Raw genomic sequence first — 13,720 nt, 5'->3', positions numbered from 1 at the left:
TTCAGGACATAACTTCGCTTTAAAATGAACGGAATAAGATTAGCCATTGTGGTGTTTGCTGGCGTTTTTTCAAACAGCGTGTCAGCTCAATATACTATTCAGCATCCGGATGCAATCCCGTTGCACGGCGAGTGGACATTTGCGCTTGATTTGGCCGATCAAGGGATAAGCGGGGAGTGGTACCTTGATAGCATAACCCGAGCTGGCAGGCAGGATAAGGTAACGGTACCACACTGCTTCTCTGCCGACCCCCGTTACCTATTCTATACGGGTACGGCCTGGTATCGCAAGTCGTTTGCCTGGAAGCCCGTGTCGGGTAAACGGGTGATTCTGCACTTTGACGCCGCCTATTACCTGACGCAGGTTTGGCTAAATGGCGAGCCGGTGGGTACCCACGAAGGTGGCTACACGCCATTTCATTTTGATGTTACCGACTATTTGCGAGAAGGAGATAATCTGTTGGCGGTGTCAGTAAACAACGATACCTGGAAACTGACTACCGTGCCGGCAGTGAAGGATAACAACGACATCAACGGTTCATACCCGGCTTGGATTAACTACGGCGGATTGGTTAGACCGGTGTACCTCACCATCGAGCCCGAAGTATACATAGAGAATCTGAAGGTGGAGGCAATGCCCGATTTGGCGACAGGTACTTCGGTATTGAAAACCAAAGTACGCGTACGCAACGCCGCTAAGCAGGCTGCGTCGCCCAGCGCCAACTACGTGGTGCAGCTGGGAGAACAAATACTGTCGTTAAGTTGGAAAACTACATCGGTCAGCATACCGGCCGGCCAGACGAGGATACTGGAGTCCGAAAGTGACCTGACAGCGGCACAGACCACGCTCTGGGGAGTGGATTCGCCTACGCGCTATGAACTGAAAGTGGCAGTAGGGGACGATACGCTGGCCACGCATTTTGGAATTCGGAAAGTGGAAGTCCGTGATGCCCAGCTTTTACTTAACGGACAGCCCCTGCGGATGGGAGGGGGCAACCGTGTACTAGACTACCCGGGTTTGGGTTCAATGGAGCCTGACTGGCTCATTGAACAAGATTTCAAGCGCATGAAGGAAGCCGGGATGGAATTTCAGCGCTTGACACACTACACGCCGTCAGCGTACTTCTACGATTTGGCCGACCGATATGGCATGCTGATCATTACGGAAGCAGGCAACTGGCAGCTTACGCCGAAACAGCTTGATAACGATACGATCCGGACGAAGTTCAAGCAGCAATTCCAGGAAATGGTGGAGCGTGACTGGAATCATCCCAGCGTGATTGCCTATAGCGTGGGCAATGAGTACCTATCTGATCAGCCCGAGGGTCAGCGCTGGACCAAAGACATGATCGCTTATGCTCGGGAGCTAGATCCTACCCGGATGTATACATTCGCAACCATGCGGCTCAATGCAATGCCCGAAAAACCGGAAGATGAAGCCAGCCAATACGTGGATTTTGTGTGTGCCAACATCTACGGCAACCACGCGAAAGCCCTGGACCACATTCACAAACTCTACCCTGATAAACCCATCCTGATCAGCGAATGGGGTGTGCGGGCGGACAACGACAAAGGCGATGCCGGACAAGCAGCGCACATCACCGAGGTAATAAGCGAAATCCGGAAGCGGCCCTACGTGATCGGGGCGGCCTGGTGGACCTACAACGATTACCAAAGCCGCTACTACGGCAGCAATGCCGATGGTTACCGGCCGTGGGGGTTGGTCGGTCCCGACCGCTCGGTGCGCCCGGCTTATGCAGTTTATCAACGGGAAATGTCTCCTGTAACCGTAGAAAAAGTTCATTACCAGTTGGGTGGACAAGGCGTGCATGCGCTCCGGCTGAAGGTAACTGCCCGGGAGGATTTTCCGGCTTATATAGTGAAGGGATACGTGCTGGAAACGCCTGATGCTAAAATAACCCTGCCAGATTTGCGGCCCGGCGAAAGCAAAGAAATTTCCGTGCCCGTCAGCGGATTCGGGAAAGACCTTGCATTGAAGATCGTAAAACCTACTGGTTATATAACCTTAGAACAAACCATAGCACTCAACTAAACGAATAGATTTTATACGACCTTTGCAAAAACATGATTCAAGAAAACGACACCGATAGAAGATATCCCCGGACAGTAGCCTTAACAGCAGACCTCATCATTACGGGCGGCGGGCTCTCCGGCACCTGTGCTGCCATCACCGCCGCCCGGCAGGGACTGAAGGTGGTACTGGTACAGGACCGCCCGGTGTTGGGCGGTAACGCGTCCAGCGAGGTGCGCCTATGGGTGCTGGGCGCGACCTCCCACATGGGCAACAATAACCGGTGGAGCCGGGAGGGGGGTGTCATCGACGAACTGCTTGTGGAAAATATGTACCAGAATCCGGAAGGGAACCCGATCATTTTGGACATGATCCTGTTGGATAAGGTAACCAGCGAAACGAACATCACTTTGTTGCTCAATACGGCGGTATACGAGGTGGAAAAAAATGGACCGGACAGCATCCGTAGACTGAAAGCATTCTGCAGCCAGAACTCGACGGCATATCACCTCGAAGCGCCCCTATTTTGCGATGCTTCTGGCGATGGCATTGTTGGGTTCCTGGCCGGAGCGGCGTTCCGGATGGGGGCAGAGCACGCGGCGGAATTTGATGAACCCATGGCGCCGGATACTGATTATGGCGAGCTGCTGGGGCACTCGCTCTATTTTTATAGCAAGGATACGGGGGTGCCGGTGAAGTTTACGGCCCCCTCATTTGCATTGGATGTCTCTAAGGAGATTCCGCGGTTCCGCAATTTCAAGGCGAATGAACACGGCTGCCAGCTTTGGTGGGTGGAGCATGGCGGAAGGCTGGATACGGTGCACGATACGGAGCGCATCAAATGGGAGCTTTGGCGGGTGGTATATGGCATCTGGGATTACATCAAGAACTCCGGAAAATTCCCGGAAGCGGAGACGATGACGCTGGAGTGGGTAGGGATGATCCCGGGTAAACGGGAAAGTCGCCGTTTTGAAGGGGATTACATGCTATCGCAGCGTGACCTCATCGAGCAGCGCACCCACCCCGATGCGGTGGCATATGGGGGCTGGTCCATCGACCTCCATCCAGCCGACGGGGTATTCAGCGAACTCCAACCGTGTAATCAATGGCATAGCAAAGGGATATTCCAGATCCCTTACCGGTGCCTATACAGCCGGAATATCAAGAACCTGTTTCTGGCGGGGCGCATCGTCAGTGTGAGCCACGTGGCCTTTGGGGCTACGCGCGTGATGGCAACCAGCGCTTACACCGGGCAGGCAGTGGCCATGGCCGCCTCGGTATGCAAAGCGAAAGGGCTTCTGCCCCGCGATATTTGTGAGCAAGGGCATATGGACCTGCTTCAACGCGAACTGCTTAAATCGGGACATTATATTCCGGAGGTGGCGGCGGATGACGAGCGTGACCTGGCGGGCCAAGCCAGTTTAGCGGCATCCAGTGTACTCCACTTTCGGGAGTTTGATGTTAGCGAAACCATTTGGAAGCCGCTCGACATCTCCGCCGCACAACTGTTGCCGCTTAACAGTGGCCAGGTACCCGTGTTCGCATTATCCATACACGCCTCAGCAGATACGGTGTTAGACGTGGAACTCCGTTGCAGCGCCCGCAAAGGGGGATTCACGCCAGATACGTTGCTTGCGCGGCAAACGCTTTCTCTTTCGACAGGTATGCATGACATCAAACTTGATTTTAAGGTGTCGCTGGAAGAAACGCAGTACGTATTCCTGACGTTTCTCAAAAACGCTCGGATAAGTCTTCCGTTTACGCAGCAGCGGATTACGGGGTTGCTTTCGGTTTACAATGGGGTAAATAAGAAGGTATCGAACAATGGCCGACAACAGCCCCCGGCAGGATTAGGGGTAGATGATTTCGAATTTTGGTGTCCGCAACGACGGCCGGAGGGACAAAACATCGCCTTGAAACTATCCGAGCCGCTACGGCAATTCGGGCCGGAAAACCTATGCAATGGGATCGACAGGCCCGTGCTGCAGCCCAACGCGTGGGTGGCCGACCCGGCGGATACCGATCCGCACGTGACGTTGAGTTGGCCCGCCCCCCAATCCATAGACCGTATCCAACTCATATTCGATACAGATAGCGACCACGCCATGGAATCCGTGCTGATGACCCATCCGGAGCGGGTGATGCCTTTTTGTGTGCGCAACTACCGGATTGAAGATGCTTCGGGCCGAGTAATCTATCAGAAAGAAGGCAACTATCAAACCCTCAATACCATTACGTTTGACCCACCGTTGCGGACAGATCGGTTGACCGTTTATGCGGAACATCCATCCCATCATGTCCCGGCGGCGTTGTTTGCCATCAGGTGTTACGGAGGGGATCGATGACTACACTTGATTATTGGGTAATTGCGATCTTCTCCGTCGGCATCCTCGCTGCGGGACTGTCGATGAGCGACCGCAAGGCGGACATGAAATCGTACTTCGGGGCCAGCGGTGCGCTGCCTTGGTGGATGAGTGGCCTATCGTTGTACATGGGCTTTTTCTCGGCCGGTACCTTTGTGGTATGGGGCGCCATCGCGTATGAACAGGGATGGGTGGCGGTCACCATCCAATGGACCATGGCCACCGCTGGTTTTCTGATTGGCCGGTTTATTGCGCCTCGCTGGCGGCAAACGGGCGTGCTCACCGCAGCCGAATTCATGCAACAACGCTTCGGCAGTGGCGTTCATAAATTTTATACCTACATTTTTCTGTTGATGAGCTTTGCTTACAACGGCGCATTCTTGTATCCTGTCGCCAAGTTGGTGAATGTATCCACTGGGCTGCCTTCGCACTACGCGATCATGCTGTTTGGGTTGATGGCGGTATTATATACCACATCGGGCGGCCTCTGGGCGGTTATTGTCACCAACGTGCTGCAATTCGTGGTGCTCACCGCCGCTGTGCTGATCGTCGTACCGCTGGCATTTGACCAGGTGGGCGGCATCAGCCAATTTGCACAAGCCGCACCCGAGGGTTTCTTCAGCCTCACGGGTGGCGAGTACACCATCTGGTTCATGGTGGCGTTCGGTTTCTATAACATGGTGTTCATCGGCGGAAACTGGGCGTATGTGCAACGGTATACCAGCGTGCCAACCAAGCGAGATGCCAAAAAAGTGGGCTACCTATTCGGATGGCTTTACTTGCTCAGTCCGGTGGTGTGGATGCTGCCACCCATGCTCTATCGTATGCTCAACGCTGATTTGGCAGGCCTCGAGAACGAAGGGGCGTATCTCATGATGTGCAAGGAAGTACTGCCTGCGGGTATCATGGGCCTGATGATCACGGGGATGATCTTCGCGACGACCGATTCCGTAAATGCCTCGCTGAATGTGTCGTCTGCTGTTTTTACCAATGATGTATATAAGCGACTCTACCCGAATGCAACCAACCGCTCGCTGATGTGGGTGGCACGGCTTTCCACCCTGGCGTTTGGCGTGGTCACGGTATTGGTGGCCTTGATGGTGCCGACTATGGGCGGGATTGTTGCGGTGGTCCTCAGCATCGGGGCACTTACGGGCGTGCCGCTATATGGTCCTGCGGTGTGGGCGCTGTTTTCTCGGCGCCAGACGGCTTTTTCAATTCTGTTTACCACGATTGCCAGTTTGGCCGTAAACGTGTCCTTCAAGTTTCTTGCACCCTCACTGCTGGATATGACCTTGACGAGGATGCAGGAGACGGTGCTAGGGGTGTCGTTACCCATTGTGCTGCTGGCTATATTCGAAATATTGTACCGAAATAACCCTTACCGGGTACCTATAAACACCGTGCCGGACGAGACGGCCGCAACAGCTGTGCGCTCACACGGTAAACAGCAAAGTGCCATGGCCGTCAAGACGGTGGCGTTCGCGTTGCTGGGGGTTGGGTTGATGATTTTTGTGTTGGGGTTAATGGCGGGGCACGGCCGGACATCGGTATTGGTAATTTCCCTGTTGATTATCACATTGGGTATTGGTTTACTGGTCATGATACGTAAAAAGCGGCACAAAAGTTAATATCACCCAGTTGTCATCAATTGCATAAATCCTTTTACATACCATCATAATTTGTTATCATTACCCCAAATAAACAAGTTATGGCAACAATCACATTCAAAGGAACCGAAATACATACCGGAGGAACACTGCCGGCTGTGGGAAGCCAAGCGCCCGATTTCAAATTGACAGCTGGCAACCTTTCTGATAAGACCCTGGCCGACTACAAAGGCAAAAAGGTAATCCTCAATATTTTCCCGAGTATTGATACGGGTACCTGCGCAGCTTCCGTGAGAGCGTTCAATGAGAAAGCGGCGGGACTGGATAACACGGTAGTGCTTTGCATTTCCAAGGATCTGCCCTTTGCGCAAGGACGGTTCTGTGCCGCTGAAGGCATTAGCAACGTGGAAACCTTGTCAGAATACAAAGACAACAATTTTTCCGATGCCTACCAATTAAAAATTGCCGATGGTCCGTTGGCGGGCCTGTTGAGTCGGGCAGTAGTGGTGGTTGACGAAGACGGCACGGTCAACTATACCGAGCAGGTTTCCGAAATTGCAAATGAGCCGAATTACGATAACGCCCTGGCGGCGCTGGCATAACACGATCGTGTAAGCTTAGGAGTCGGCATCATCGCCGACCCCTAAGCGCTTTTATCGCCATGCCTTATATTGGTTGATGAGGCCGTTGGTCGACGCATCATGCGTGGCGACCGGCTCGTCATTCCGCAACTCGGGAAGGATCTTTCCAGCCAGCTGCTTGCCGAGTTCCACACCCCATTGGTCGAAGCTAAAGATGTTCCAAATGACCCCCTGCACGAATATCTTGTGCTCATAAAGCGCGATGAGCGACCCGAGGGTATAGGGTGTGATTTTCTTGATCAGGAAAGAGTTACTCGGCCGGTTGCCCTCAAATACCTTGAAGGTCTTCAGCCGATCGATCTCGGTGTCGGATTTGCCGGCCGCTTTCAGCTCGGCGACGACTGCTGCTTCATCCTTGCCGTTCATGAGCGCTTCGGTCTGTGCAAAGAAATTCGACAGCAGCAGCGTATGGTGCTCGCCGATGGGATTATGCGTTTGGGCAGGGGCAATGAAATCGCAGGGAATGAGTTTAGTCCCTTGATGGATGAGCTGATAAAAAGCGTGCTGGCCGTTGGTACCCGGCTCGCCCCAAATAATTGGCCCCGTCTCATATTCCACGGGCTGGCCGTCGCGGTCGACATATTTGCCGTTGCTTTCCATGTCGCCCTGCTGGAAGTAGGCAGCAAACCGGTGGAGGTATTGGTCATACGGCAGGATAGCCTGTGTCTCCGCATCGAAGAAGTTATTGTACCAGATGCCGAGCAATGCCATGATTACGGGTACGTTGTCTTCAAAAGGGGTATGGCGGAAATGCTCATCGGTCGCATACGCTCCCTGTAGCAATTGCTCGAAGTTTTCGAAGCCGACGCTCAGCACGATGGACAATCCGATCGCGCTCCACAAGGAGTAACGTCCGCCGACCCAATCCCAAAATTCAAACATGTTCTGCGTGTCAATACCGAAAGCGGCCACGGCCTTGCCATTGGTCGATAATGCGGCAAAATGCTTGGCCACATCATCCTCGGCGGCCCCGCCCGCCAAAAACCACTGCCGGGCCGTATGGGCATTGGCCATGGTTTCCTGCGTGGTAAACGTCTTGGAAGCGATTAGAAACAGCGTGGTCTCGGGATTGAGCTTCTTGAGTGTTTCGGCGATATGGGTGCCGTCTACATTGGATACAAAGTGTACATTGAGGTGATTTTTGTAAGGCTTCAGTGCTTCGGTGACCATCACCGGTCCCAAGTCGGACCCGCCGATACCGATATTGACCACGTCCGCGATGGGTTTCCCGGTATAGCCCTTCCACGCCCCGCTGATCACGCGCTCCGAAAAGCTTTTCATCTTAGCCAGCACACCCCGTACATCGGGCATCACATCGTTGCCCTCTACGTGTACCGGCTCATCGCGTTGGTTGCGCAGTGCGGTGTGCAGTACCGCCCGGTCTTCCGTTTCATTGATGGGCGCTCCGGAAAACATGGCGCTGATCGCATCTTCCAGTTTGCACTCCCGGGCCAGCTGGATCAGCAGCGCCTTGGTCGTTTCGTCGATGCGGTTTTTGGAATAATCGAACAGCATATCCCCGAATGTGATGGAGAATTTCCCGAACCGGTCGGGGTCTGCCGCAAACAATTCCCGGAGATGCTTCGGAGCCAGATCGATATAGTGGTTGCTGAGGTAGTTGTATGCGGGTGTTTTGGTAAAATCTGTACGGGGTAGCATGGTGTAGCGTATTAAATTGCGTGGGCTAATTTAAGAAAAAAGACCAACATAAAAATCATTACCTTTGTCCCATGACCAAAGAACAGATACAAGACTTGAGGGATAGAACAACTTCCCTAAGGAGGCATCTTTGACATCGATGCGCGCAAAGAAGAGATAGAAAAAGAACAAGCGACTACCCTACAACCCGATTTCTGGGAGGATTCCAAAGCGGCTGAAAAGATGCTGCAATCCATCAAAAGCAAGAAAGTGTGGACAGACCACTTCGATGAGGTAGCCGCTGCTGTGGATGATGCGGTGGTGATGTATGAGTTTTTCCAAGCGGGCGATGCGTCCGACACGGACCTGAAAGAACAGTATGAGGCGGCATTGACCAAGGTGGAGGCGTTGGAGTTCAAGAACATGCTCAGCGCCGAAGAAGACCAGCTGGATGCCGTATTGCAGATTACAGCCGGTGCAGGGGGCACCGAAAGCTGCGACTGGGCCGGCATGCTGATGCGGATGTACATCATGTGGGGCGAAAGCAATGGCTATAAGGTGACCGAGCAGGATTATCAGGAAGGCGATGTGGCCGGCATCAAGAGCGTGACGTTACAATTTTCGGGCGACTTTGCCTATGGTTACCTCAAAGGGGAAAACGGTGTGCACCGGTTGGTGCGGATATCGCCGTTCGATTCCAACGCCAAGCGCCATACGTCCTTTGCCTCGGTATACGTGTATCCGTTGGTGGATGACAATATCGAGATCGACGTAAAGGACGCTGAATTGGAATGGGATACCTTCCGCTCAGGCGGTGCCGGCGGACAAAATGTGAACAAGGTGGAAACGGCCGTGCGCCTGCACCACAAGCCCACAGGCATTGTGATCAAAAACCAGGAATCACGCTCGCAACTGCAAAACAAGGAAAACGCGTTGCGCCTGTTGAAATCGCAGCTGTATGAAATCGAAATGCGAAAGCGGCAGGAAGCATCGGCGGCCATAGAAGGCAATAAGAAGAAAATCGAATGGGGCTCGCAGATCCGCAACTATGTGCTGCACCCGTACAAATTGGTGAAGGATCTGCGCACCAACGTGGAAACCTCCAATACCCAGGCGGTGCTCGATGGAGAAATCGACGAATTTTTGAAAGCGTATTTGATGGAGTTCGGAGGAAACTAAAACTCATTCTTCCACATCATGCTTTCTACCGGCCGCGTGGTCTTGTTGTTGTACTTGGCATTGGATTTACTGTTGTAGAACGTCTCAATCTCGCCTTCAACGGCAAAGTAGATCAACTGTCCGATGGGCATGCCGGCGTATATTTTTACAGGCTGGGCCACCGATATCTCCAGTGTCCAGGTATTGCAGAATCCTACATCGCCTTTGCCTGCGGTCGCGTGGATGTCGATACCGAGGCGGCCGGTGCTTGACTTACCCTCGAGGAAGGGGACATGGTTATGTGTTTCGGTATATTCGAGCGTTACGCCGAGGTATAAGGTATTGGGCTCCAGCACGAACCCCGTTTGGGGAATTTCAAAGTGAATGATCTCGTTGTGTTTTTTGGCATCCAGCACCCGATCCTGATAGGTGGCTAGGTACTTGCCTAAGTGGACATCATATGAGTTGGTGCCCAAGCATTCCCGCCGGAACGGTTCGATAATGATAGATCCGCGTTCAATTTCTTCCAGTATGCGCTTGTCGGATAGGATCATGATGTATATGCGATTTTAAAAACTATGCCGCCAAAGATAGGGTAATAATTGTTATTTTCCACCTTATTAAATAGGCCCGCAGCGATGAGAAATCAGTGAAATTGCTTTGTATATAAAAAGCAAATAGCTAAGTTTGGCTGTATGGCGTTAGCATATTTGCGCGAGTTGGATAATAACGTACGGTTTGCCATCTGGCGTATCGAAGAATCAGCCGAGGAGCTGATCAGCCGATTGCAGCTCAACGCGCGTGAACGAGCCACCTTAGGCCGCCTCAACAAAGGCAAACGGACCCTGCACTGGCTGGCCACGCGGGTGTTGCTCCGTAAAATGCTGAATACAGACGGTTTCATCGATTGCCCATCGGATGAAAATGGTAAGCCTTATTTGGCGAATTTTCCTCAGCGGATTTCACTGACCCATTCCTTTGACTACGCCGCAGTAATGATGAGCGACAATGGCGAAGTGGGCATCGATCTGGAACTGGTGAAACCGAAGATCCTGCGTATAGCGGACAAGTTCATGAAACCGGACGAACTGGAATCGATCGGTAAGAACAATATTGAAAAGCTTTACGCCTGTTGGTCTGCCAAGGAAGCCGTATACAAATTGCAAGGAAACAGAGGTGTGTCATTCAAGGACAACATGACGATCCGGCCGTTTGATTTCCAAGATCAGGGCGTGTTATTCCTGGCGTTGGACGCTCCGCACTGCCAACAACCATTCAAGGTATATTACGAGAAATTTCAGGAATACATGCTGGCATATGTCATGGAGAACTGAGCAATTCCCGCACTTGCTGTGAGGCCTGCTCGTTATCCACCTTGTCGATAATATGGGTGATCGTGCCCTGCTCATCGATTACAAAGGTAGTACGCAGTGTGCCCATATAGTTTCTTCCGAACAACATTTTCTCTCCCCACACGCCATAATCGTTTACGATGGTATGGTCGGTATCCACCAATAGGTTGAACGGAAGGCTGAATTTCTTGGCGAAATTGCGGTGGGAGCGCTCGGTGTTTACGCTAACGCCGACGACCTCGAACCCCTCGGCCCGGAGCGACTGGTAGTTGTCGCGGAAATTACAGGCTTCTGTCGTGCAGCCGGGTGTGTTGTCGTTGGGATAAAAATAAAGGATGACGTTTTTGCCCTTGAAGTCACTAAGCGATACGGTTTCGCCGTGCTGGTTTTTCGCGGTGATTGCCGGAGCTTGGTCACCCACTTTCAATGTTGCCATATAACGTAATTGTTCCTGATTACCTGATGAAATTCACGTCGTACACGCGTTTGTTGTCTTTCCAGTCGACCACCTCCAGCCGCAAACGGTGTTTGCCTTTCGGCAGATCGCTGTCAAACACATGCCACAGCGAACGGGATTTGGAGTCGTACTCCATGAGCACCCACTTGTCATCCATATACCCATTGAATGATTGTATGCCGGATAGGTCATCAAAAATCTTGAGGTTCATGCGGCTGGTAGCGCCCATGTCCTTCCCGGGGCTGATGTTCTGCGGCTGTATCGTCGGGGCGATGGTATCTACCCGGATATGGAAGCTGCCAAACGAACGGGTTTCCGTGCGTACCCAGCCACTATCGAAGCTTCCCCCGTGAGAATCGCCTTCGGCATCCACGATGATGGCTTTGGATGTTAGCTGCTCCGGCAGTGTTGCATCGGGCTTGATTTTCAGTTCATAACTCTTAAAGAGCGGGATGAAGCGGTTATGCACATGCTGCACCATCGAATACCCGCCATCGGGGCGTGCGCTTTGCCTGTAGTTGAAGTGCAGGTGGTCGTATAAGGCGCCTGTAGGCACGGTCACTTCGATGTTTTCGGCTGCAAACCGGTTTTCGCGGTCGTAGCGAAACATGATGGTGCTGCTTATCTGGGGCCAAGCGGGCGTATAAGCGGAGGTATTCCTGACCTTCAAAGCATGCGTGCTGGTGTTGCCATGCACGTCGCGCACGCGGTACGTGAGTGTATGCACTTGATTATCAGGCAAGGTGATGCTTCCGTCGCCGCTAAGGAAATGGAAGATGTTGATGGGGTTGTTCGGGTCCTTAAAACTCTTCTGGACCCTTACCTTTTTGAGCACATAATACGGGTAGTCGATGTAGGAATGAATAGCCCCCGATGTTTCGAATGATAATGCCTCGAACAAGACCGTGCTGATGGGTTTATTGTCGAGCGATAGTTCAATGGAATACACCCCGGTGTTGAAGGAGGTGCCATTATGCCGATCGACCGTGTTAATGCCCACGCCGAAACGGCCGTTGACCGGGATGATTTGCGCATCGTTTAGCGCCAGGTGTCTTCTTGGCGTATGCTCGCTGAAGGGCTCTTGTGCCAGGTCATACACGGTGATGCCCCGAATCAGCGGAGCCAGGTTGTCCGGAAACACCACGCCGAACAGTTGCGGGTTCAACGGGGTTTCGGTCTTGGTATCACGGATTTCAAAGTGCAGGTGAGGCCCTTGGGAGCTGCCTGTATTGCCTGTCAACCCTATCCGGTCACTTTTCTTGATAGGCACCGTAGCGTTGCCGAGTGCAATATCCACATCGAAGCGCTTCAGCTCGTATTGCTTGGCTTTCACGATGGCCGCCAGCTGTGGGTTGAATTCGAGCATATGCAGGTAGACGCTTGTGAACCCGTTGGGATGGTTGATATAGACCGAATTTCCCCCTCCGCCGATTTGCACCCGTACGCGGGAGACATAGCCGTCGGCGACCGCAAAGAGGGGCAGCCCTACCCGTTGCTGTGTGCGATAGTCGTCGCCAGCGTGGAAATGCGTGGAACGCAGCTCCCCAAACGTGCCGGAGGCCTGCGAAGGAATAGCCAACGGACTCCTGAAATAGCCCCGGGGATATTCCCTCTTTTTGATGACCGGGTTTTGTGCCTTGAGGTAGTGGGTGGTAAAGAAACAGCTAATAAAAACAATAGAAATGTGGATAAACTTCATATACCTACTATTTCACATAAAAATGAAACATCTGCTGGTCGCCGATAAAGCCTGCTAAGTAATCGCCGATGGCTACCGGTCCAACGCCTGCCGGGGTACCCGTAAAAATCAGGTCGCCCTTGCGCAGGGTGATGTATTGGGACACGAAGACCAGGATATCCTCAAACGAAAATATCAGGTCCTTGGTATTACCCGATTGTACGGTCTCGCCGTTTTTATCCAACCGGAATGCGATGTTATATACATCATCGAAAGCCGCTTTCGGGCGCAGCTCGCTCACCGGAGCCGAGCCGTCGAATGCCTTCGCCAATTCCCACGGCAGGGACTTCTCCTTGTGCAGCTGCTGGATATCCCGCGCCGTGAAATCCACCCCCAGGCCAATGGCATCGTAATAGGAATGTGCAAATTTCGCGCCGATGTGTTTGCCCTCTTTGCAGATCCGGAGCACGACTTCCACTTCGTAGTGGATATTCTTCGAAAACTCCGGATAATAAAAGTCACGGTTGTCTTTCAATACGGCCGTATCGGGTTTGAGGAAAATAACAGGCTTTTCAGGCACGGGATTATGCAGTTCTTTGGCGTGTTCGACATAATTGCGGCCGATGGCGATGATCTTCATGGTTTAACGTACTTGTACGCACAAAAATAGAAAGATTAACCGGGTAAGGAAGGATAATCATCATATGCAAGGGAGTAATTGTGGAATGTTTAAAATTTTTTACATACCAGTTTACGGTAAGCCGATAGATTTTTCGTTATATTCACCCTAAG

At 52.4% G+C, this 13,720-nt stretch carries 11 protein-coding genes; 6 read left to right on the top strand and 5 right to left on the bottom strand.

The genetic code is table 11. From position 1 onward, the window contains the following. The first annotated feature begins 24 nt into the window (after positions 1-24). The 4 genes from ACMGDE_RS02375 (at position 25) to tpx (ending at position 6,606) form a co-directional block, all read left to right on the top strand. Positions 25-2,052 carry a glycoside hydrolase family 2 protein gene (locus tag ACMGDE_RS02375; RefSeq protein ID WP_436831153.1) on the top strand — a complete coding sequence of 676 codons (2,028 nt, stop codon included), beginning with the start codon at positions 25-27 and terminating at the stop codon, positions 2,050-2,052. Between the two features lie 32 nt (positions 2,053-2,084). Next, a complete protein-coding gene (locus ACMGDE_RS02370) occupies positions 2,085-4,376 on the top strand; it encodes an FAD-dependent oxidoreductase (RefSeq protein ID WP_436831152.1) in 2,292 nt (763 codons plus the stop codon). Continuing rightward, positions 4,373-6,025, top strand: a complete 1,653-nt coding sequence (locus ACMGDE_RS02365) for a sodium:solute symporter family protein (protein WP_436831151.1) — start codon at positions 4,373-4,375, stop codon at positions 6,023-6,025. Before ACMGDE_RS02370 ends, ACMGDE_RS02365 begins: the two co-directional genes overlap by 4 nt. Positions 6,026-6,105: 80 nt before the next feature. Continuing rightward, positions 6,106-6,606, top strand: a complete 501-nt coding sequence (gene tpx / locus ACMGDE_RS02360; RefSeq protein WP_436831150.1) for a thiol peroxidase — start codon at positions 6,106-6,108, stop codon at positions 6,604-6,606. A 51-nt stretch (positions 6,607-6,657) separates the two neighbouring features. Here the strand turns inward: tpx and pgi are convergent, their stop codons facing one another. After that, positions 6,658-8,304, bottom strand: a complete 1,647-nt coding sequence (pgi, locus tag ACMGDE_RS02355; RefSeq protein WP_436831149.1) for a glucose-6-phosphate isomerase — start codon at positions 8,302-8,304, stop codon at positions 6,658-6,660. A gap of 71 nt (positions 8,305-8,375) precedes the next feature. Here pgi and prfB point away from each other — a divergent pair. After that, positions 8,376-9,462, top strand: a protein-coding gene (gene prfB / locus ACMGDE_RS02350; RefSeq protein WP_436831148.1) for a peptide chain release factor 2 whose coding sequence is annotated in 2 segments (ribosomal slippage) — positions 8,376-8,435 and positions 8,437-9,462 — 1,086 coding nt in all. Because the reading frame shifts where the segments join, the coding sequence is not laid out codon by codon here. Here prfB and dcd read toward each other — a convergent pair. After that, positions 9,459-9,995, bottom strand: a complete 537-nt coding sequence (dcd, locus tag ACMGDE_RS02345; RefSeq protein WP_436831147.1) for a dCTP deaminase — start codon at positions 9,993-9,995, stop codon at positions 9,459-9,461. The two genes, prfB and dcd, sit on opposite strands and share 4 nt — an antisense overlap. 141 nt (positions 9,996-10,136) lie before the next feature. Here dcd and ACMGDE_RS02340 point away from each other — a divergent pair, with 141 nt between their 5' ends. Next, the gene (locus tag ACMGDE_RS02340; protein ID WP_436831146.1) at positions 10,137-10,775 is read left to right on the top strand and encodes a 4'-phosphopantetheinyl transferase family protein; all 639 of its coding nucleotides are present in this window, start codon (positions 10,137-10,139) and stop codon (positions 10,773-10,775) included. Here ACMGDE_RS02340 and bcp read toward each other — a convergent pair. Genes bcp through ACMGDE_RS02325 form a run of 3 tightly spaced genes read right to left on the bottom strand, consistent with a single transcriptional unit; the run spans position 10,762 to position 13,568 of the window. Next, positions 10,762-11,229, bottom strand: coding sequence for a thioredoxin-dependent thiol peroxidase (gene bcp, locus ACMGDE_RS02335; protein WP_436831145.1), 468 nt, complete (start codon positions 11,227-11,229; stop codon positions 10,762-10,764). The two genes, ACMGDE_RS02340 and bcp, sit on opposite strands and share 14 nt — an antisense overlap. Positions 11,230-11,248: 19 nt before the next feature. After that, positions 11,249-12,949 carry a M23 family metallopeptidase gene (locus ACMGDE_RS02330; protein ID WP_436831144.1) on the bottom strand — a complete coding sequence of 567 codons (1,701 nt, stop codon included), beginning with the start codon at positions 12,947-12,949 and terminating at the stop codon, positions 11,249-11,251. Between the two features lie 7 nt (positions 12,950-12,956). Continuing rightward, entirely contained in the window at positions 12,957-13,568 is a 612-nt protein-coding gene (locus tag ACMGDE_RS02325; protein WP_436831143.1) for a fumarylacetoacetate hydrolase family protein, read from the bottom strand. Positions 13,569-13,720 lie beyond the last annotated feature (152 nt).

It is taken from the genome of Parapedobacter brassicae, assembly GCF_051400755.1.
Taxonomy (GTDB): Bacteria; Bacteroidota; Bacteroidia; order Sphingobacteriales; family Sphingobacteriaceae; genus Parapedobacter.
The sequence above is the reverse complement of the archived record's forward strand: the minus strand, read 5'-3'. Positions and strand labels throughout refer to the sequence as shown.

Coding starts and splice junctions, on each gene's coding strand:
- ACMGDE_RS02330 (WP_436831144.1), bottom strand. CDS start 12,949: ATGAAGTTTATCCACATTTCTATTGTTTTTATTAGCTGTTTCTTTACC.
- bcp (WP_436831145.1), bottom strand. CDS start 11,229: ATGGCAACATTGAAAGTGGGTGACCAAGCTCCGGCAATCACCGCGAAA.
- pgi (WP_436831149.1), bottom strand. CDS start 8,304: ATGCTACCCCGTACAGATTTTACCAAAACACCCGCATACAACTACCTC.
- ACMGDE_RS02370 (WP_436831152.1), top strand. CDS start 2,085: ATGATTCAAGAAAACGACACCGATAGAAGATATCCCCGGACAGTAGCC.
- tpx (WP_436831150.1), top strand. CDS start 6,106: ATGGCAACAATCACATTCAAAGGAACCGAAATACATACCGGAGGAACA.
- ACMGDE_RS02340 (WP_436831146.1), top strand. CDS start 10,137: ATGGCGTTAGCATATTTGCGCGAGTTGGATAATAACGTACGGTTTGCC.
- ACMGDE_RS02325 (WP_436831143.1), bottom strand. CDS start 13,568: ATGAAGATCATCGCCATCGGCCGCAATTATGTCGAACACGCCAAAGAA.
- ACMGDE_RS02365 (WP_436831151.1), top strand. CDS start 4,373: ATGACTACACTTGATTATTGGGTAATTGCGATCTTCTCCGTCGGCATC.
- ACMGDE_RS02375 (WP_436831153.1), top strand. CDS start 25: ATGAACGGAATAAGATTAGCCATTGTGGTGTTTGCTGGCGTTTTTTCA.
- dcd (WP_436831147.1), bottom strand. CDS start 9,995: ATGATCCTATCCGACAAGCGCATACTGGAAGAAATTGAACGCGGATCT.